This window comes from Mycobacterium sp. 2YAF39, from assembly GCF_052114565.1.
GTDB lineage: Bacteria > Actinomycetota > Actinomycetes > Mycobacteriales > Mycobacteriaceae > Mycobacterium.
Genome location: NZ_JBFREZ010000001.1, coordinates 242,122 through 260,357, shown reverse-complemented (window position 1 = coordinate 260,357; position 18,236 = coordinate 242,122). Strand labels below are relative to the sequence as shown.

At 67.0% G+C, this 18,236-nt stretch carries 21 protein-coding genes; 4 read left to right on the top strand and 17 right to left on the bottom strand.

From position 1 onward, the window contains the following. Nucleotides 1–9: 9 nt before the first annotated feature. Both AB4Z42_RS01260 and AB4Z42_RS01255 read right to left on the bottom strand, forming a co-directional pair. The gene (locus tag AB4Z42_RS01260) at nucleotides 10–1,353 is read right to left on the bottom strand and encodes a glutamyl-tRNA reductase (RefSeq protein WP_442007315.1); all 1,344 of its coding nucleotides are present in this window, start codon (nucleotides 1,351–1,353) and stop codon (nucleotides 10–12) included. A 114-nt stretch (nucleotides 1,354–1,467) separates the two neighbouring features. Then, a complete protein-coding gene (locus tag AB4Z42_RS01255) occupies nucleotides 1,468–1,734 on the bottom strand; it encodes a glutaredoxin family protein (RefSeq protein ID WP_442007314.1) in 267 nt (88 codons plus the stop codon). 38 nt (nucleotides 1,735–1,772) lie between these two features. On the opposite strand from AB4Z42_RS01255, the gene AB4Z42_RS01250 reads away from it, so the two are divergent. Together AB4Z42_RS01250 and AB4Z42_RS01245 are read left to right on the top strand one after the other, a co-directional pair. After that, nucleotides 1,773–2,663, top strand: coding sequence for an HAD family hydrolase (locus AB4Z42_RS01250; protein WP_442007313.1), 891 nt, complete (start codon nucleotides 1,773–1,775; stop codon nucleotides 2,661–2,663). Between the two features lie 72 nt (nucleotides 2,664–2,735). Then, on the top strand, nucleotides 2,736–3,272 hold the full coding sequence (locus AB4Z42_RS01245) for an FAS1-like dehydratase domain-containing protein (protein WP_442007312.1): 537 nt from the start codon (nucleotides 2,736–2,738) through the stop codon (nucleotides 3,270–3,272). Between the two features lie 9 nt (nucleotides 3,273–3,281). Here the strand turns inward: AB4Z42_RS01245 and AB4Z42_RS01240 are convergent, their stop codons facing one another. From AB4Z42_RS01240 to AB4Z42_RS01200, 9 genes are all read right to left on the bottom strand, one after another. Continuing rightward, nucleotides 3,282–4,352 carry a lysophospholipid acyltransferase family protein gene (locus tag AB4Z42_RS01240; protein ID WP_442007311.1) on the bottom strand — a complete coding sequence of 357 codons (1,071 nt, stop codon included), beginning with the start codon at nucleotides 4,350–4,352 and terminating at the stop codon, nucleotides 3,282–3,284. Between the two features lie 39 nt (nucleotides 4,353–4,391). Then, nucleotides 4,392–5,468, bottom strand: coding sequence for an SDR family oxidoreductase (locus tag AB4Z42_RS01235; protein WP_442007310.1), 1,077 nt, complete (start codon nucleotides 5,466–5,468; stop codon nucleotides 4,392–4,394). A 29-nt stretch (nucleotides 5,469–5,497) separates the two neighbouring features. Further along, nucleotides 5,498–5,599: a 30S ribosomal protein bS22 gene (locus AB4Z42_RS01230; protein WP_003402602.1), complete on the bottom strand. Its 102-nt coding sequence runs from the start codon at nucleotides 5,597–5,599 to the stop codon at nucleotides 5,498–5,500. A gap of 121 nt (nucleotides 5,600–5,720) precedes the next feature. Beyond that, nucleotides 5,721–5,978 (bottom strand): helix-turn-helix domain-containing protein, encoded by a 258-nt coding sequence (locus AB4Z42_RS01225; RefSeq protein WP_442007309.1) that lies wholly within the window; start codon nucleotides 5,976–5,978, stop codon nucleotides 5,721–5,723. 141 nt (nucleotides 5,979–6,119) lie between these two features. Beyond that, nucleotides 6,120–6,989, bottom strand: coding sequence for a pyrroline-5-carboxylate reductase (gene proC, locus AB4Z42_RS01220; protein ID WP_442007308.1), 870 nt, complete (start codon nucleotides 6,987–6,989; stop codon nucleotides 6,120–6,122). A gap of 46 nt (nucleotides 6,990–7,035) precedes the next feature. Next, nucleotides 7,036–7,860 carry a thioesterase family protein gene (locus AB4Z42_RS01215; protein ID WP_442007307.1) on the bottom strand — a complete coding sequence of 275 codons (825 nt, stop codon included), beginning with the start codon at nucleotides 7,858–7,860 and terminating at the stop codon, nucleotides 7,036–7,038. 17 nt (nucleotides 7,861–7,877) lie between these two features. After that, on the bottom strand, nucleotides 7,878–8,723 hold the full coding sequence (locus AB4Z42_RS01210) for a sugar phosphate isomerase/epimerase family protein (RefSeq protein ID WP_442007306.1): 846 nt from the start codon (nucleotides 8,721–8,723) through the stop codon (nucleotides 7,878–7,880). Nucleotides 8,724–8,744: 21 nt separating this feature from the next. Then, nucleotides 8,745–9,938: a hypothetical protein gene (locus tag AB4Z42_RS01205; protein ID WP_442007305.1), complete on the bottom strand. Its 1,194-nt coding sequence runs from the start codon at nucleotides 9,936–9,938 to the stop codon at nucleotides 8,745–8,747. A gap of 20 nt (nucleotides 9,939–9,958) precedes the next feature. Beyond that, nucleotides 9,959–10,960, bottom strand: a complete 1,002-nt coding sequence (locus tag AB4Z42_RS01200; RefSeq protein WP_442007304.1) for a Ppx/GppA phosphatase family protein — start codon at nucleotides 10,958–10,960, stop codon at nucleotides 9,959–9,961. 12 nt (nucleotides 10,961–10,972) lie between these two features. Between AB4Z42_RS01200 and AB4Z42_RS01195 the strand changes: the two genes are divergently transcribed. Both AB4Z42_RS01195 and AB4Z42_RS01190 read left to right on the top strand, forming a co-directional pair. Next, on the top strand, nucleotides 10,973–11,770 hold the full coding sequence (locus AB4Z42_RS01195; protein WP_442007303.1) for a hypothetical protein: 798 nt from the start codon (nucleotides 10,973–10,975) through the stop codon (nucleotides 11,768–11,770). Continuing rightward, nucleotides 11,767–12,093, top strand: a complete 327-nt coding sequence (locus tag AB4Z42_RS01190; protein WP_442007302.1) for a YciI family protein — start codon at nucleotides 11,767–11,769, stop codon at nucleotides 12,091–12,093. Before AB4Z42_RS01195 ends, AB4Z42_RS01190 begins: the two co-directional genes overlap by 4 nt. Here the strand turns inward: AB4Z42_RS01190 and regX are convergent. From regX to AB4Z42_RS01160, 6 genes are all read right to left on the bottom strand, one after another. Then, nucleotides 12,090–12,776 carry a two-component sensory transduction protein RegX gene (gene regX, locus AB4Z42_RS01185; protein ID WP_442007301.1) on the bottom strand — a complete coding sequence of 229 codons (687 nt, stop codon included), beginning with the start codon at nucleotides 12,774–12,776 and terminating at the stop codon, nucleotides 12,090–12,092. The two genes, AB4Z42_RS01190 and regX, sit on opposite strands and share 4 nt — an antisense overlap. Before the next feature lie 3 nt (nucleotides 12,777–12,779). Further along, nucleotides 12,780–13,970, bottom strand: coding sequence for a sensor histidine kinase (locus AB4Z42_RS01180; protein WP_442007300.1), 1,191 nt, complete (start codon nucleotides 13,968–13,970; stop codon nucleotides 12,780–12,782). Nucleotides 13,971–14,111: 141 nt separating this feature from the next. Beyond that, complete coding sequence (locus tag AB4Z42_RS01175; RefSeq protein WP_442007299.1) at nucleotides 14,112–14,858, bottom strand: phosphoglyceromutase; 747 nt, start codon at nucleotides 14,856–14,858, stop codon at nucleotides 14,112–14,114. A gap of 10 nt (nucleotides 14,859–14,868) precedes the next feature. Beyond that, nucleotides 14,869–15,387 carry a YbjN domain-containing protein gene (locus tag AB4Z42_RS01170; RefSeq protein ID WP_442007298.1) on the bottom strand — a complete coding sequence of 173 codons (519 nt, stop codon included), beginning with the start codon at nucleotides 15,385–15,387 and terminating at the stop codon, nucleotides 14,869–14,871. 8 nt (nucleotides 15,388–15,395) lie between these two features. Further along, complete coding sequence (mshA, locus tag AB4Z42_RS01165) at nucleotides 15,396–16,739, bottom strand: D-inositol-3-phosphate glycosyltransferase (protein WP_442007297.1); 1,344 nt, start codon at nucleotides 16,737–16,739, stop codon at nucleotides 15,396–15,398. A 36-nt stretch (nucleotides 16,740–16,775) separates the two neighbouring features. Beyond that, a complete protein-coding gene (locus AB4Z42_RS01160) occupies nucleotides 16,776–18,077 on the bottom strand; it encodes an ROK family protein (protein WP_442007296.1) in 1,302 nt (433 codons plus the stop codon). Between the last annotated feature and the right edge of the window lie 159 nt (nucleotides 18,078–18,236).

Below are 18,236 nucleotides of genomic sequence, written 5' to 3'. Positions count from 1 at the left end.
AGTCAAGCTCTACTCGGTCTTGTCGAGATCGGTTGCCATCAAAGGCAATTCGCCCGCTGCCACGGCGTCGACGGCCTGCTGGTCGAGCTCGAAGAGCTCACGCAGCGCCTCGGCGTAGCTGTCGCCTCCCGGCGCACTGGCCAGCTGCTTGACCCTCACGGTCGGCGCATGCAGCAGTTTGTCGACCACCCGCCGAACGGTCTTGGCGACTTCGTCGCGGTGTGCCGCCTCGAGCCCGGGCAGCCGGTTGTCCAGGCGTAACAGCTCGGCCTCGACCACATCGGCGGCACGCTGGCGCAGCGCGGTGACGGTGGGTGTGACCTCCGCCATCCGCTGTCCGGACAGGTAGTTGGCCACTTCGGCGGCGACGATGGCGCGGGCGGCCTCGGTGTCCGACGCCGCGGCGCGCGCCGACGGCTCACGCTGGATCCTGTCCATGTCGACGACGTAGACATCGGGAAGCCCGGCGACGGCGGGGTCGACGTTGCGGGGCATGCCGAGGTCGCAGATCACCAGCTGTTTGGGCGTCTGGCCGTGCGCAAGCCCCCGGTGGACGTCGGCCAGCGACACCACCGGCCGTACGGCCCCGGTGCAGCTCACGACCACGTCGGCATCGGTCAGCGTCGGAGTCAGATGGTCGAACGGGAACGCCTCGGAAACGACACCGAGCTCGCGAACCTTCTCGGCGAGCCGCTTGGCGCGCGGCAGCGACCTGTTCACGATGTGGATGCGCTCGACACCCGCCTTGACCAGGTACCTGGCCGAAAGCGAGCCCATCGCGCCAGCTCCGATGACGACCGCGCTGCGGCCTGCCAGCGAGCCCAGCTTGGCGTCGGCCATATCCAGCGCCACCGAGACCACGGAGGCGCCTGCGGAGTCGATACCCGTCTCGGCGTGCACGCGCTTGCCGACCGAAAGAGCGCGCTGCGCCAGTTCATGCAGTGTGCGGCCGACGGTGTGGTTCGTCTCGGCGGTCGCGTATGCACGTCGCACCTGCCCGAGCACCTGCTGTTCGCCGACCACTGCGGAGTCCAGGCCGCTGGCCACCGCGAACAGATGCTCGACGGCCGCCTCGGCGTATCGGACGTAGGCGTATTTCGTGAGGTCACCCAGGCCCATACCGGATTGCTCCGAGAGCACCTGCCCGATGACCGAAAGCCCGCCGTGGAAGGCCTCGACGACGGCGTAGACCTCGACGCGGTTGCAGGTCGACAGCACCATGGCCTCGGTCACCAACGACGACTGAAGGACTTTCTCGACGATCTTGGCCTGTTCGGCCTCGTCGGTGCTCAACCGTTCCAGCACCGACACCGGCGCGCTGCGGTGCGAAACCCCGAAAAGCAGCACGCTCACGGCATCATCACCACGCAGTCCAAGGTAGTCGCTGACCTGCTGGGCCACCAAATTATCGACGTTGCCGAGATGGGACTTTCGACACGTGAGACGGCCGGGATCCGTACCGGAACCTTATTTCGGCGAGGGGTTACCGAGGTCGGCCCGCAACCGGGGCTCATCGATCTCCCAGTAGCTGTGCTCAGCGCCGTCGAGCAGCACCACCGGCAGCCGGTCGCCGAATTCCGCCCGCAACGCAGAATCGCCCGCGGCGGCGGCCGCGTCGACGTCGGTGACCGTCAGCGCGAAGCCCAGCTCGTCGGCGAGCTCCGCAAGCCGTGTCGCGGCCACGGTGCAGATCGAGCAGCCTGCGCGTGTGAGCAACTCAACCCGCCTATGCATCACGTCAGTATCGCCGCACCGTGACTTAGGCTGAAAACGTGTCCGACTCCGACGTCATCGAGCCTGACGCCGATGAACAGCAACTCGCGGGCGAGGCCAGCGCGGGTGCGGCAGTCACCGACCTGGGCGATGCCGGCACACCACCGGCCCCGCCGCCCGATCTGACCGCGGCGGCGTTCTTCGACGTCGACAACACGCTCGTGCACGGGTCGTCCCTTGTGCACTTCGCGCGCGGCCTGGCCGCCCGCAAGTACTTCACCTACGGCGATCTCGGCCGATTCGCCTACGCGCAGGCCAAGTTTCAACTGCTCGGCCGCGAGAACAGCGACGACGTGGCCGAGGGTAAGCGCAAGGCGCTCGCGTTCATCGAGGGCCGGTCGACAGCGGAATTGATGGACCTGGGCGAGGAGATCTACGACCAGATCATCGCCGACAAGATCTGGCCGGGTACCCGCGCGCTGACGCAGATGCACCTCGATGCGGGTCAACAGGTGTGGCTGGTCACCGCGACGCCGTACGAGCTGGCGGCCACGATCGCCAAGCGCCTCGGGCTGACCGGCGCGCTGGGCACCGTTGCCGAATCCGTCGACGGCGTGTTCACCGGCCGGTTGGTCGGCGACATCCTGCACGGCGCGGGCAAGGCGCACGCGGTGCGGTCGCTGGCCATCCGCGAGGGCCTGAACCTGCGGCGCTGCACGGCGTATTCCGACAGCTTCAACGACGTACCGATGCTGTCGCTGGTGGGCACGGCGGTGGCGATCAATCCGGACGCCGACCTACGTGACCTAGCCCGCGAGCGCGGATGGGAGATCCGCGACTTCCGCACGGCGCGCAAGGCGGCGCGGATCGGGGTGCCGTCGGCCCTGGCCCTGGGCGCCGCAGGCGGCGCGCTGGCGGCGATCGTCTCGCGGCGCCAGGACGGTGGCTGACCACGTCACCCCACCGGGTGCCGAATCTGCGCTGATAGGCTCGCGCCGCCGGTACGAGACGAAGAGAACGCTATGGCTATCGCTGAAGAGATCATCGGAACCCACTACCGCTACCCCGACTACTTCGAGGTCAACAGGGAGAAGATCCGCGAGTTCGCGCGCGCGGTCAAGGACGAGCATCCCGCGCACTACGACGAGGATGCCGCCAAGGAGTGCGGGCACGACGCGCTCGTCGCTTCCCTGACGTTCCTGGCGGTGGCAGGGCGGCGTGTGCAGATGGAGATCTTCAATCAGTTCAAGGTGCCGATCAACATGGAGCGGGTGCTGCACCGCGACCAGAAGCTGGTCTTCCACCGGCCCATCCTGGCCGGGGACAAGCTCTACTTCGATTCCTACCTGGACTCGGTGATGGAGTCGCACGGTGCGATCCTCACCGAGATCCGCGGCGAGGTGACCGACGCCGAGGGCAAGCCGGTGATCACCAGCGTCGTAACGGTGATGGGCGAGGCCGAGAACCACGAGGCCGGCGAGATCAGCGCACAGATCGCCGCCGCGCGCGACGAGGCGATCGCGAAGATGGTTGCTAAGCAAAGCTCCAAGGGGAGCTAACCGAAACCGCTATCCGAGGAACGCGTTTCGCCGGTTGGCCAACAACTGGTACAGCGTCTGCTGGATGGTTTCGCGCACATTGTCGGTCAGCTCGAACGTCACCATTGGATCGTCGGCGGCAGACTCGTCGTAGTCCGCCGTGTAGATCGGTTCGCCGAACTGGATGTGCCACTTCGATGGCAGCGGCACCAAGCCCAGCGGTCCGGCCGCCGGGAACAGCGGGGTGACGGGGAAATACGGGAGCCCGAGCAGGCGGGCCAGCAGCTTGATGTCGGCGATCATGGGGTAGATCTCTTCGGAGCCGACGATCGAGCACGGCACGATCGGCGCCTTGGTCCGTAGCGCGGCCGCCACGAACCCGCCCCGACCGAACCGCTGCAGCTTGTAGCGGTCCTTGAATTGCTTGCCCAGACCCTTGTAGCCCTCGGGGAAAACTGCGGTCAGCTCCCCTGCGGCCAGCAGCCGGTGCGCGTCGGACGTGCAGGCCATGGTGTGGCCGGCCTTGCGCGCGGCCTGGCCCACCATCGGCATGTTGAAGACCATGTCGGCTGCCAGCAGGCGCAGGTCGCGGTTGGTCGGGTGGTTGTCGTGGACCGCCACCGACGTCATCAGCCCGTCGAAGGGCAACACCCCGGCATGGTTGGCGACGATCAGTCCCGCGCCGGACTCCGGCAGATTCTCGATGCCGCTCACCTCGACGCGGAACCACGACTTGAAAAACACTCGCAGCAAAGGCAGGAAGATTGCGTCGTTGAGATGGGCATCGAAGCCGAACTCGTCGACGGTGTAGTCGCCCATCATCCGCTTGCGGATGAACTCCGCCCCAGCGGCGATTCGTTTGGCCAGTTCAGTGGGAGGCGCGTCGGCGCTCACTGTGCCTGAAGCAGCGCCACGGACCTGGTCGATTTCATGAACCACCGCGGCGATCTGTTCGGCAGAAGCGTGCGCTCCGCCGTCCGACAGCAGGGACGGATGTCGGCGCGAGCTGTCCGCGCGCGCTGCGGCGGCCCGCCGCTGGGCCGACGAGCGGCCCGAATTTGAGTGCAGCGGAATGACTTTGGCTTTCGACTCGCCAGCCACGTTGTTACCTTCTCCCCCACCCGATACTGATTGTTGCTGCTATCTTCCCCACCGCTGCGCCGCTGCCACGGCTCGACTCTCCATTGAGCGTACCCACTTAGGGTCGATGATCGGGGTCAACCCGCGACCTCGGACATAGTCGTCAAAGGCTTCCACGGTTGTCCACTTCGGGCTGTAGCCAAGGTCATTGCGCATACGCGCGGTGTCCATGACGCGGCCATAGCTCAAGTAGTCAATCTGCTCTCGATCGAGTTCAGTGTAGCGAGTCGCGCGCGATAGCGAATCCACAGCGGAGAGCGCGGGTCGCGGCACCGGCAGCGCTAGCCGGCCGGCACGTCGGATGGCCTGACTCATCATCATGATTCCCGAGGCACCGATGTTGAACGTGCCCGATTTGCCCGCCATCGTGGCGCGCTCCAGTGCGCCGAGCGCGTCCTGCTCGTGCAGCAGTTGCAGTCGCGCGTCGTGCCCGATGACCGTCGGTACCACCGGTCCTGCGAGATAGCGCGAGAGCGCGGTGTCCATGGCGGGGCCGATCATGTTGGCCAGCCGCAGGACGGTGACGGTGATGTCGGGCCTGCGCCTGCCCACACCGCGCGCGTAGCCCTCGATGTCGATGCTGTCGCGGGCGAACCCCTCGCCCGGTGGCCGCCGCGCGCTGCTGGCCTCGGTGAACAGCACGGGGTCGTGGGCGTGCGAGCCGTAGACCTCCGACGTGGACTTCACGATCACGCGTCGCACGGTCTCAGCCTTTTGGCAGGCGGCGAACAACTGGATCGCGCCCATGACGTTGAGTTCCTTGAGCGCTGCCCGCCCACCGGCGCGCGGTGCGTACGACGCCGCGGCGGCATGCACGACGGTATCGACGTCACCGTTGCGGATGACCTTGGCGATGAACGGGTTACGGATGTCGGCGCGAACGAATTCGGCGCGGCCCATCCGGCGCAGCATGTCCTTGCTCGGCGCGACCGCGTCGACCGCGATCACGTGATTGATCAACGGGTTCTGGGCCAGCCGAGCCGTCAGGTACCCACCGAGGAAGCGGCAGGCACCCGTGACCAGCACAACCTTGGGGTAGCCGACGGTGTCGTCCGGAGAACGACCCTCAGAATCCATCCGGTCAGCCTAGCGACCCGACGAGTGAACTACTTGCCGAGTTTTCTGCGCTGAACCCTGGTGCGACGAAGCAGCTTGCGATGCTTCTTCTTCGACATACGCTTACGCCGCTTCTTGATGACTGAACCCATGAACTCCGCTACCTAGATATTTCTATGCACGTCCGTGCACCACGACTCGAGCAGCTACCTTACCTGGGCGGCCCGGGTAAGCGAAAAACGCGTGACGGAGCCGGACGGCCGGCCCAAACGATCAGCCTGCGTCGAAGTACGAGCTTTCGAGCATGTCGTGCACGGCCTTGGCATGCACGCGGAACGAACGGCCGACACGCACCGCGGGCAGCTCTCCGTTGTGCACCAATCGATATACCGTCATCTTGCTGACCCGCATCAGACTGGCCACTTCCGCGACGGTGAGAAATTGAGCACGTGGCGGCTGGCCGTCGGAAGCGCCAGTGTCTCGCTTGCCGCTCGCCGAATCGCGCCCCGATGGCCCGTTCATAGACGTCATCGCAACCCATTCGTTCAGGCACGAGCAGTTCCAGCAGCTTCCCCACCGCTGGCTCCGACCCGTGCTTACACGAGGAGAATAGCGTGGCGGATGGGGTTACTGCGACGGGTGTGGGCTAATCAATTTGAAAACTTTGAACTACTAGGATGTAATTCCTAGCTGCTCAGACCGCATTTTTGCGGCTTCCACCGCAGATGCGACTGCCGCTCGCAAACCGCCTCTTTCAAGTTCCCGCAGACCAGCGGCGGTGGTACCCCCGGGCGAGGTAACTGTCGCCCGCAGCTGCGCGGCCGTGGTGTCGATGGCCGTTCCGAGCGCCACATCGCCCGCCGGCTGCGCCTCATCGAGACGTTCCAGCAACATCGCGGCCGAGCCCGCCATTGTTTGCACGACAAGATCGGTCGAAACCGACCGCGGCAGACCGGCCGCGACACCCGCGTCGACCAACGCTTCGACCATCAAAAAGAAGTAGGCCGGGCCCGACCCCGACACGGCGGTGACGGCGTCGAGCTGCGACTCGGGAACGGTGAGCACACCGCCGACGGCGTCGAAGATCGCCGACACCTCCGTGAGGTGCTCAGGGGTTGCGAAGCGGCCGGGCGCAAGGGCGCTCACCCCGCCGCCGACGACGACGGGGGCGTTGGGCATCACCCGGATGACGGGCGACCCTGCGGGCAGCTTGTTCTCGTAGAACGCCGCCGTGACGCCTGCCGCGACGGTCACGAAAACCTTTTCGGCAGTGTCGGTTTCCGCTCGCGCGGCGGCCTCGGCGATCTCGGCCACCAGACCCTCGACGTCGAAGGGCTTGACCGCGACGATGACGTACGTCGCGGTGTCGACCGCATCGCCGACCGTCGTGACCAGCACCGAGTACGTCCCGGACAGGTACTTCGCGCGGCCGGGGTCCTTCTCGGCGACCACCAGGTCCTTGACCTGCCGTCCGGCGCGCAACATGCCGGACAGCAGAGCCTCACCGATACTTCCGCCGCCGATGATCGCGATTCTGGCCATGCGGGCAAGCATTGCAGACGCCACTACAGCCCGTGATGGGCAGCCGTCACGATCCCTGCGGCACCATCGCCAGCTGGCGGCTCTGCACGATGATGCGGCCCTCGCAGTCGACGACGACGTGGTCTTCGTCGAACCAGTCCTGGCCGATCTGCACCGTCGTGCAGAGCACCCGTAGCCAGCCGTCCGCGGGCAGTGCCCTCAGGTAAGCGGTGAGTTGGACGGTGGGCGCCCAGCCGAACCGGTTGACGCCGAACGTCACCGGAGCCGACACATCGCCGCACAGCAGCGCGAAAAGCACGTCCGGGGCCACCCCCTTGGGCCGCACCCAGTACTCGATCACCGGCGGCCCGCCGTCCGACCTCGGCTGCATCGTGGTCAGCGAGGGACGGATATCGCAGCCGTGCGCCAGATGGACGATGTCGGCCATCCGGTGGCCCGGCCCGATCGGCTCGAGCCCGGGCGGTGGGTCGGGCTGCATCAACGGGATGACGGGATTGACCGAAAGCAGCGGTGGTACATCGTGCTCGGGCTCACCGAGCGTGACCGAGGCGCGCACGGCGGTGCGGTCCCCCTGCGTCAGTTCGACATCGACCAGGCCGACGCGGCGCCCGCGCTTGCGCACAATGGTGCTCACTCGCATCGGGCCCGGATCCGGCGCCCACAGGAAGTTTCCGGAAACCGCGATCGGCTCCCCCTCGCTCCCCTGCCCCCTGGAATACTCCGTCCGCGCGGCGTTCGCGCACAGCGCCAGCATCGCCCCGCCGTGCACCTTCTCGCCGATGGTCCAATGCTCGTTCAGCTCACCGTCATACGCGCCGTCGCCGGCACTCGACAGCACCATGGCATCGGTGAACAGGGTCGAGCTCGACATGTGGGTCCCAATCTCCGTCAGCGCAGCAGGTTGGCGCGGGCGAACTGCAGCGACTCGGCCAGCAGCGCCTCACGCTCACCCGCCGACCGCGCCCCCGACGTGGTCACCTCGAGGATCACATGGCCGGAGAAATTACTCGCGGCCAGCATCTCGCAGACCTCGACGGTCGGTTGGGTGCCGCGGCCAGGGACCAGATGTTCGTCGGCCGATGCACCGCTGCCGTCGCACAGATGCAGGTGCACAAGGCCCTCGCCCATTCTTTGCGCCATGTCCAGGGCATCGGTGCCCGCGGTCGCGGTGTGCGACAGATCGAGTGTGTAGTGGGCGTGGTTGCCGTCCAGCGGGTCGTAGGACGGCGCAAACGCCGAGATGCCCGGTCCTGGCTTGCCGCCGCGCTTGCGCATGCGCTCGATGGACGTCTGGCCGGCACCGAAGAACCGATCGGCGCGGAACGGGAACATGTTCTCCACCGCCACCATCACGTTGCTGGATGCCTCGAGTTCGGCGACCTGTTCGGTGAACCCGTCGGCATATCGCCGTTGCCACCGGAACGGGGGATGCACCACCACCGTGTCCGCGCCCAGCTGTTCGGCGGCGCGCACGCTGCGCTCCAGTTTCGGGATCGGATTGGCGCCCCACACCCGCTGCGAGATCAGCAGGCACGGTGCGTGCACCGACAGCACCGGCATCTCGTAGCGCTCGGAGAGCTCGGCGATCGCATCGATGTCCTGCGACACGGTCTCGGCCCACACCATCAGCTCGACACCGTCGTAGCCGAGGTCCGCGGCGTACTCGAAGGCCGCCTCGGTCCTCAGCGGGTAGACCGAGGCCGTCGACAGACCGACCTTGATTGCGGGGCGCACGTGTCTATTCGGCGGCAGCCATCAACCGGACTGCAGCAGGGCCAGCGGTCCCAACGTGACCAGCGCCCCCACAGCCACCGCGATCAGCGTGCTGCCGATGTCCTCGGTCTTGCGCACCACCCGCACGCCGACCACCAGACCGAGAATCACCAGCACGGACAGCACCAGCGCGACGATGTTGTTCCACTTCCACAGCTGGTCGAAAGCGACGAACAATCCAGCGCCGAACGCCACCGCCAGCACGGATTGCCCCACGATCCACACGCCGTGCATGAACGACGACATGGTCTTCGGCGCGGCCGGTTCGGCATCGCGGTCGGCACCGTGGTCGACATCGATGTCCTCGACAGCGGTCAGCGGGCCGCCCCGGGCGATGTCGTCGGCGACCGTCTGGCCGCCGAACAACGGGCCCGCGGCCGTTCGCAGGTACGACGGCGAGCTGTCGGAATCCTTGACGTCCTGCTGGACGGCGGCGACCGTGTCGACAGCGTCGGCGTCGTCGTCGACCTCGGTGGATCCGCTCGCCGAATCCGACCAGTCGACGGCGGGGTCCTCGTCGACAGGGTCCGGGTCGGGGCTCATCTCCTCGGCGTCCACCCCGAGTGCGTTGAATCGGCGCGCCGCATAGCTCGAGCGGCGTGGTGGCGCGAAGAAGTCCAGGTCGACGTCGGTGTCGCGCTGCTGGATGTGGGCCGTGTAGTCGGAGACCGCGCCGGCGTAGTCGTCGTCGTTCTCGTCGGCCGATTCGGCTTCGGGCTCGTCGACGGTTTCGGCTTCGGTTTCGGTCTCGGTGTCGTCTTCGGTTTCGGTTTCGACGTCCTGATGGTCGACGGCACCATTGGTGGCCGCCTGGTTGCTCAGCTCGTCGTTGACAGCCTCGACAGGCTCAACGGTCTCGACGGGTTCCTCGGAGGGCTCCTCGACGACCTCCTCGGCGGGTTCCTCGGCGACCTCCTCGGCGACCTCTTCGGCGACGGGCTCCTCGACCACGGGCTGACCCGCGACCTCCTGAGCTGCCGCTTCCCGTTCGGCGATGGTGTGATCAGTGACGATCGGGATCTCGCCGGTCAACTCGGCTACCGAGATCGAATCGGTGTCGCCGCGACGGCGCCTACGGCGCCCACCAGCAGGCGGGGCGCCGATTGTGCCGTTGCGCGCCAGCAGCTCGGCGACCGAGATCGGTCGCGTGCTCTGGCTGTCTTCTGGTCCTGTCATCGTCTCTCGCCTCTGGGCCGTCAGGCCTTCCTGGATTTCGGTGCCGCGTGAGCCTCCGGTCTGCCGGTCACGGATGTCTCCACCAAGGCCGTTCCATCGGCCTCGCTGTCGAGTTTCCGCAGAATAAGCCCTTCTCGCAATGCCCATGGGCAGATATCCACGCTTTCGACGTCCAGCGCCTTCATGCTCGCCTCGGCTACCAAGGCCCCGGCCACGATCTGCGGGGCCCGCTCGGTACTCACCCCTTCCAATTCCGCACGGTCAGCCGCGGTCATCCTAGAGATGAATGCTATGAGCTGCCGAAGGCCGGTCGCGGTGAGCGTCCGCTTGACCCGCGGACCTGCCCCGGACGGGGCGGCGCCGGTGAGCCGGGCCAGCGAGCGGAACGTCTTGGAGGTCGCAACCGCCAGGTCCGGGTTGCCGGCCTTGAGCATCTCAGCGCCTGCGTCGGCGAGTTCGGTCTCCAGCCAGTCACGCAGCATGTTGACGCGACGGCGGCCGGGCGGATCGTCGGGCAGCCATTCGCGGGTCAGCCTGCCCGCGCCGAACGGCAGTGAGAGCGCCACTTCCGGTTCCTCGTCGACACCGTTCGACAACTCCAGGGAACCGCCACCGATGTCGATGTTGATGATGCGCCCGGCGCTCCAGCCGTACCACCGCCGCACGGCGAGGAACGTCAGCCTGGACTCGTCGACACCGGTCAGCACCTGCAGCGCCACCCCGGTCTCGGCGTGCACCCTGGCGAGCAGTTCTTCGGAGTTCTTGGCGTCGCGCACGGCGGAGGTGGCGAATGCCATCAACTCGGCGCAGCCCGAACTCGCCGCGATCTTGGAGAATTCATCGAGGGTGCCGATCAGCTTGTCGGCGCCCTTGCGGGTGAGCTTGCCGTGGCTGTCGATCGACTCTGCGAGGCGCAGCGAGGCCTTGGTGGAACTCATGGGCGTCGGATGGCCGCCCCGACGAGCGTCGACCACCAAGAGATGGACGGTATTGCTGCCGACATCCAGCACGCCTAATCGCACTCTTTCAACTTAATGGGTTTACCGTTGAAAACCGTGAGCGCATCGCATCCCGGTGAGGTTGAACTCGACTTTGCCCGTGAGTGGGTCGAGTTTTACGACCCCGACAACCCTGAGCATCTGATCGCAGCGGACATGACCTGGCTGCTGTCGCGGTGGACGTGCGTGTTCGGCACGCCCGCCTGTAAGGGCACTGTGGAGGGCAGACCCGACGACGGATGCTGCTCGCACGGCGCGTTCATGTCGGACAAGAACGACATCGCCCATCTGGACGAGGCGGTCAAGCTGCTGACCGATGAGGATTGGCAGTACCGCGACAAGGGGCTCGGTAAAAAGGGCTACCTCGAGATGGACGAGTACGACGACAAGCCCAACATGCGCACCCGAAAATACAAGGGCGCGTGCATCTTTCTGAACCGTCCCGGCTTCCCCGGGGGCATCGGGTGCGCTCTGCACAGCAAGGCGCTCAAGATCGGCGTCGAACCGCTGACCATGAAGCCCGAGGTCTGCTGGCAGTTGCCGATCCGTCGCACCCAGGAATGGGTGGAACTCGCGGACGGCACCGAGATCCTCAAGACGTGGATCACCGAGTACGACCGCCGCGGCTGGGGCGAGGGCGGTGAGGACCTGCACTGGTACTGCACGGGCGATCCCAACGCGCATGTCGGGAAGAAGCAGGTGTGGCAGTCCTACGCGCCGGAGCTCACCGAACTGCTCGGCGAGAAGGCCTACGCGGAGCTGGCCGCAATGTGTAAGCGGCGCAGCGCGTTAGGGCTGATCGCGGTGCACCCGGCGACCCGCGCGGCCGAATGACTGATCCACTCGGCTCTTCGCGCGAGCGCTCATCACTGTTCTTCTTCCGTCTGACACCCCCGCGCGCGGATTTCGCGCAGACCATGACGCCCGACGAACAACAGGCGATGGCCGCCCACCAGGAGTACTGGCAACGACTGCTGGCCGACGGCCGCGTCGTGGTCTACGGTCCCGTCGCAGACCCCGAGGGCGTATGGGGACTGGGTGTGCTGCGCGCCGCCGACCGCGCCGAGGTGCTGGCCATCGCCGAGAGCGATCCGTCAGTCACCGCGGGCGTCAACACTTTCGAGGTGTTCGAGATCCTCGGCGGCGTCACCGGCTAGCCCTCCAGCTTGTAGCCCAGTCCGCGGACCGTGACGAGGTGTACCGGGTTGGCCGGGTCCGCCTCGATCTTTGACCGCAGCCGCTTCACATGGACGTCAAGGGTTTTCGTATCGCCGACATAGTCGGCACCCCACACCCGGTCGATGAGCTGACCGCGGGTGAGCACCCGGCCGCTGTTGCGCATCAGGTACTCGAGGAGGTCGAACTCCTTGAGGGGCAACGTGATCGCATCGCCATTGACCGACACCACGTGCCGCTCCACATCCATGCGCACCGGCCCGGCCTCGAGCACCCCGTCGCCGATCCCGGCGTCGTCGGCGTCGTTGCCGCGACGCAGTACCGCCCGGATGCGGGCGATCAGCTCGCGTGCCGAGTACGGCTTCGTGACGTAGTCGTCGGCCCCGAGTTCGAGCCCGACCACCTTGTCGATCTCGCTGTCGCGCGCCGTCACCATGATGACGGGAACGCTTGAGCGCGAACGCAATTGCTTGCACACATCAGTCCCGCTCATGCCAGGGAGCATGAGGTCCAGCAGGACGATGTCGGCACCGGCCCGCTCGAACTCGGCCAGGGCCGACGGCCCGTCAGCCACCACGGTGGCCTCGAAGCCCTCCTTGCGCAGGAGAAAGGCCAGGGGATCGGCCAAGGACTCCTCGTCCTCCACGATCAGCACGCTGGTCATCTGCTAGCTAGTCCTCTCGTCGACGTGCACTTCTAGGTCATCGTCACCCTGGGGGTACGCCGGAATCGACAGGGTGAACGTCGATCCCGTCCCCGGCTGACTCCACAGCCGGATGGATCCGTTGTGATTGGCGGCGACGTGTTTGACGATCGCCAATCCGAGCCCCGTGCCGCCGGTGGCCCGGGACCGCGCCTTGTCGACGCGGAAGAACCGTTCGAACACCCGCTCCTGATCGGCGCGCGCGATGCCGATACCGCGGTCGGTGATGGCGATCTCGATGTTGTCGCCGCGACGGCGCCTGCTGATCGACACCGACGAACCGTGGGGTGAGTATGCGATCGCGTTGGACACCAGGTTGGCGATCGCGGTGACCAGCAGGGTCTGGTCCCCCAGCACGCGGTATCCGGTCGGCGCATCCGTGGTGATGGCGATGTCGGCGTTGTCGGCGGCCACCTTGTACCGGGACAGCGCCTCGGCCACCACGGTGTCGACGTCGACGGATTCGAGGTCGGGCAGCGGTTCGGCGCCCTGCAGCCGCGACAGCTCGATGAGCTCGCCGACCATGTTGCCCAGCCGGTTGGACTCGACCAGCATCTTCTCGGCGAACCTGCGCACGGTGTCGGGGTCGTCAGCCGAGGCCAGTACCGCCTCGGCGAGCACTCCCGTCGCCCCGACCGGCGTCTTGAGTTCGTGGCTGACGTTGGCGACGAAGTCGCGGCGGGTGGCTTCCATTCGCGCGTGCTCCGACTGGTCGTCGACGTAAACCACGGCGAATCGACGATCCTGCTCGGTCAGCAGACGCACGTGGCCGCGCACGGACAGACCCGAACGGCCGGGGTGGGCGCGCTTGCGCGGCGAGAGATCGACCTCACCGTCATCGCCTGTGGCCAGCGTGCGTTCCGCGGCGAGCCAGGCACGGTCGTCGAGCAGGCGGTCGCGGACCAGGCCCAGTTCGCGGGCCCGATCGTTGTGATAGACCACGTCACGGTAGGTATCGACCACGACGATCCCTACCGGCGACTGCGACACGATGTGGGCGAGCATCTGCGAAACGGTGATGCCGGATTGCGCGACGGCCCGTCGCTGCTTGCGCTCGATCAGGCGGGGAGCCAGCCTCGCCCCGAGCGCCGCACCGATCCCCAGGGTGAGCAGTGCGACGAGCCCCACCAGAAGCACCGTCGATACCACACTCACGCGAAAATCGTACGCACCCGGTGAACGTCATCCCAGCAGCGTGCGGCCAAATAGGGACAAGTCACAAAAGGAATCTCCGAAATTCGGGCCCTGGCTTTCCCCTGTTAACCAACTGTTTGCCGGACAGCACTGTTCAGCGGCTTATTTGGCACCTTGCGCAGCAACTGCGGCAGCGCCGGCCTCCGCCGCTTCGGGATCCAGGTAGGTGCCCCCGGCGACCTTCGGCTTGAGGTCGGAGTCCAGGTCGTAGCGAAGAGGGATGCCCGTGGGGATGTTGAGGCCGACCACGTCGTCGTCCGACATTCCGTCCAGGTACTTCACCAGGGCCCGCAGCGAGTTGCCGTGGGCGGCGATGAGCACGGTCTTGCCGGCCCGCAGATCCGGCGCGATCGTCTCCTCGAAGTACGGGACGAACCGTTCGACGACGTCTTTGAGGCATTCGGTCAGCGGCCCACCGTCGATGTCGGCGTAGCGCGGATCACTGTCCTGGCTATAGGTGCTGCCGGGCTCGATCGCCGGCGGCGGGGTGTCGTAACTGCGGCGCCACTTCATGAACTGCTCTTCGCCGTATTTTTCCTTGGTCTCGGCCTTGTCCAGGCCCTGCAGGGCGCCGTAGTGCCGCTCGTTCAGCCGCCAGTCGCGGTGCACCGGGATCCAGTGCCGATCGGCCTTGTCCAGCGCCAGGTTCGCGGTGGTGATCGCGCGCCGCAGCAGCGATGTGTACAGGACGTCGGGCTGGCGATCGAGTGCCTTGATCAGCTCGCCCGCGCGCACCGCTTCGGTCCTACCCTTTTCGGTGAGGTCGACGTCGACCCATCCGGTGAACAGGTTCTTCGCGTTCCATTCGCTCTCACCGTGGCGGAGCAGGATGAGCGTGGAGTCTCCCATGGCACAGAGCCTAGTCGGAGGTGTCCTCATCGTCGTCGTCGATCAGGTGGGCGAAGGCCTCGAGGTTTTTCAGCGATTCGCCGCGGGACACCCGCCACTCCCACTCTTTCTGGATCGACGACCGAAAACCCAACTCCAGCAACGTATTGAAGTCCGCGTCGACGGCCTCGAGCACCTGACCGAGAACCCGGTCGATCTCGTCGGCGCTGACCGAGGCCAACGCCATCCGGCCGACCAAGTAGATGTCACCGACGTTGTCGAGCGTGTACGAGACGCCGTAGAGACGGCGATTGCGTTTGAGCAGGAAGCGGTAGACACCCTCGTGGTTCTCGTCGGGCTTGCGGCAGACGAACGCCTCGATGCGGACCGAGTGCTCGCCGATGGACAGGATCGTGTTGGTCTTCAGACGGCGCTCGCCGGGAAGTTCGACGATGATGCCGGGCAGTCCGCCCCGCGCGCCCTCGTGGCGGCTGCAGTCGAGCCCGTTTTCCTTGCAGGCCTGTTCGATGACGTCCTGCGCGTCACTCATGGCTCGACTCACGCGCGGACCCCACGGCGAATGGTGAAGCGACGGACGCTGCGCCTGGACGTCACGTCCGCCCGCTGGCGTGCGCGGTAGTCGCCGATTGCGCGTCCGTAGCTGGTGAGCAGCGCGTCGACGGTGCGTGCCCACGAGAACGTGGCGGCGTGCTCGACGGCGGCCGCGCTCATCGTCTGGGGTCCGCGGTCCAGTAGCGCACCGATGGCCTGCGCCCAGTCATCGACGTCGTGGCCGTCGACCAGCGTGCCGGTGACCCCGTCGCGCACCGCGACCGGAAGTCCGCCGACGGCGGCCGCCACCACGGGGGTGCCGCAGGCCTGGGCCTCGATGGCGACGAGCCCGAACGATTCCGAATAGCTGGGAATGGCAACCAGATCGGCGGCCCGGTACACGTCGACGAGTTGATCGCGCGACTGCGGAGGAAGGAACGTCACGTGTGCGGTGATACCCAATTCTTCGGCCAACTGAATCAGCGCCTCGGGGGCGGCCAGCCCGCTGCCGGACGGTCCGCCCGCGACCAGCACGCGCAGCGCACTGAAACGTCCCGTCAGCCGGGCCGCGGCGCGCAACAACACGTCGGGTGCCTTCAGCGGTTGGATCCGCCCCACGAACGCCAGCACCTGCTCGTCGGCCGCAATGCCGAGTGCGGCGCGGGCCGCGGCACGGTCGCCGGGTGTGAACATTTCAAGGTCGACGCCGGGGTGGACGATGTCGATGCGCGATCGGTCGGCGTGATGCAGCGAAACAAGTTGCTGCGCTTCGGTTTCGGTGTTGACGATCAACCGGTCGGCCTCATCGACCACCTGCTGCTCACCGACCGCACGCAGCGGCGGCTCAGGTGCGTCGCCGTCGGCGAGCGCCGCGTTCTTCACGGCGGCCAGGGTGTGCGCGGTGTGCACGAGCGGCACCGCCCATCGGTCCCGCGCCAACCAGCCCACCTGGCCCGACAGCCAGTAATGCGAGTGCACGACGTCGTAGTACCCGGGCTCGTGCGTCGCCTCGGCCCGCAGAACACCCGCGGTGAACGCGCACAGCTGGGTGGGCAGGTCGTATTTGTCCAGGCCTTCAAATGGGCCTGCGACGACGTTGCGGACGAGCACCCCCGGCGCGACCTGCACGACGGGTGCGTCGGCCGACGACGTGGCTCTGGTGAAGATCTCCACCTCGACCCCGCGCCTGGCCATCTGCAGCGCAGACTGCAGGACGTAGACATTCATCCCGCCCGCGTCCCCGGTACCGGGCTGTGCCAGCGGCGACGTGTGCACCGACAACACGGCTACTCGTCGCGGAACCGCAAGACCGGCGGCATTGGATCGGCTCAGATCCGTGACTGGACGCACACAGACATGTCTACACCGTGGCGCGACGTCGTCGGGTTACGCACTCACCTCGGGTCGCCGGTTCAGCGCCCGCTTCATCGCCCCGATCGGGTCGGCGTAGAGCCCGACGAGGGACACCACACCTGCGCCTGCCTCCTGGACCCGGTTGCCGAACGCCGTCACGCGGATCTGACGCCCCGGCATCACCGAACGTTCGGCGTATGCCCTCTCGACCAGCTCCATGCCCTCCGGATACTCGGTGAAGGCCTGACCACCCACGACGAGGTCGTCGGGGTTGAGCATGTCGCGCAGCAGGGCGACGGCCTGCCCCAGCACCTTGGCCCGCTCGCCGAGAAGCGCCTGCGCCTGCTCGTTGCCCTGCCGAGCCGCCCGAAGCACCGCAGGCATCGTCGCCGCAGGCCCGTCGCCATTGATGATGCGGGCCTTGCGGGCGGCGATCAGCACGGCTTCGTCGCTGACGGTGGACTCCAGCTGACCGGTGCCGCCGAGGAGTTCGGAGTGGGCGGGCAGCGCCGCGATGGTGCCCGGTCCGCTGGCGGGTGAGTGCACCCGGCCGCCGATGGACAGTGCGTAACCGACGGTCTCGCGGGCGTACACGTAGAGGCTTGTCGACGTGGGAGTCGGTGCCGCACCGGCGATCTCGGACACCGGCAGCCGTCGGACGCCGAGCAGAAGTTCCGCGCCGGCCATCGCGTCGACGTGCGAGGCGACCGATACCGGCAGGCCCAGCGCTTCGGCGAGCACCGGGCCGACGGGAGCGTCCGACCACCCCAGTCGCGGATGGTCGAGGTAACCCGTCGCGCTGTCGACGACGCCGCCCGCGGCCACGCCGACCCACAGCGCGCGGCGACGGTGCCAACGGCTCAGATATCGGCGGGCGCTGGCCGCCAACGACGCCAGCGCCGCGGCCTGCGGACCCCGGGGTGTGGGTGTCTCGACGACATCGAGCGTGCGGCCGAACAGATCGGTGGCGACGATGCTCGTGGTGCGGGCGCCGATGTGAACGCCCAGCGTGAGGTAGGGCTCGTGGTTGACCTCGACCGGCACGCGCGGCCTGCCGATGGCGCCGGAGACGGCCAGATCGGCCCGCTCCCGCAGCACACCTGCGTCGAGCAGGGCCGTGACCTGGCGGTTGACCGTCGCGATGCTGAGCTGGGAGACCTGGGCAATGACGTCACGCGCGATTGGGCCGCGCAGTCGTGCGGCGCCGAACACGGATCCCGCCGCGGCCTCGGCCACCCGCAGCGAGGGCGCCACCACATGGTGGCGGGCCAGGAGTGCGCGCTTGGTGTGAGCGGCGGAGGCGGGGGTATGGAGCGTGGTGGTGGCTGTGCGCACGGGATTGTCCTTTTGTGAAGTCGGCCGGTGGGTTTCTGCCACACCCGGCGACTGTCATCAGGACAGCGGAATCAGGAGCGGCGAAGTGCGCAACAACAACAGTGCCGCGTGATGCGGGCAGCCTGGCTCCTGGACATAAATGTGAACTTAGCACGCCAA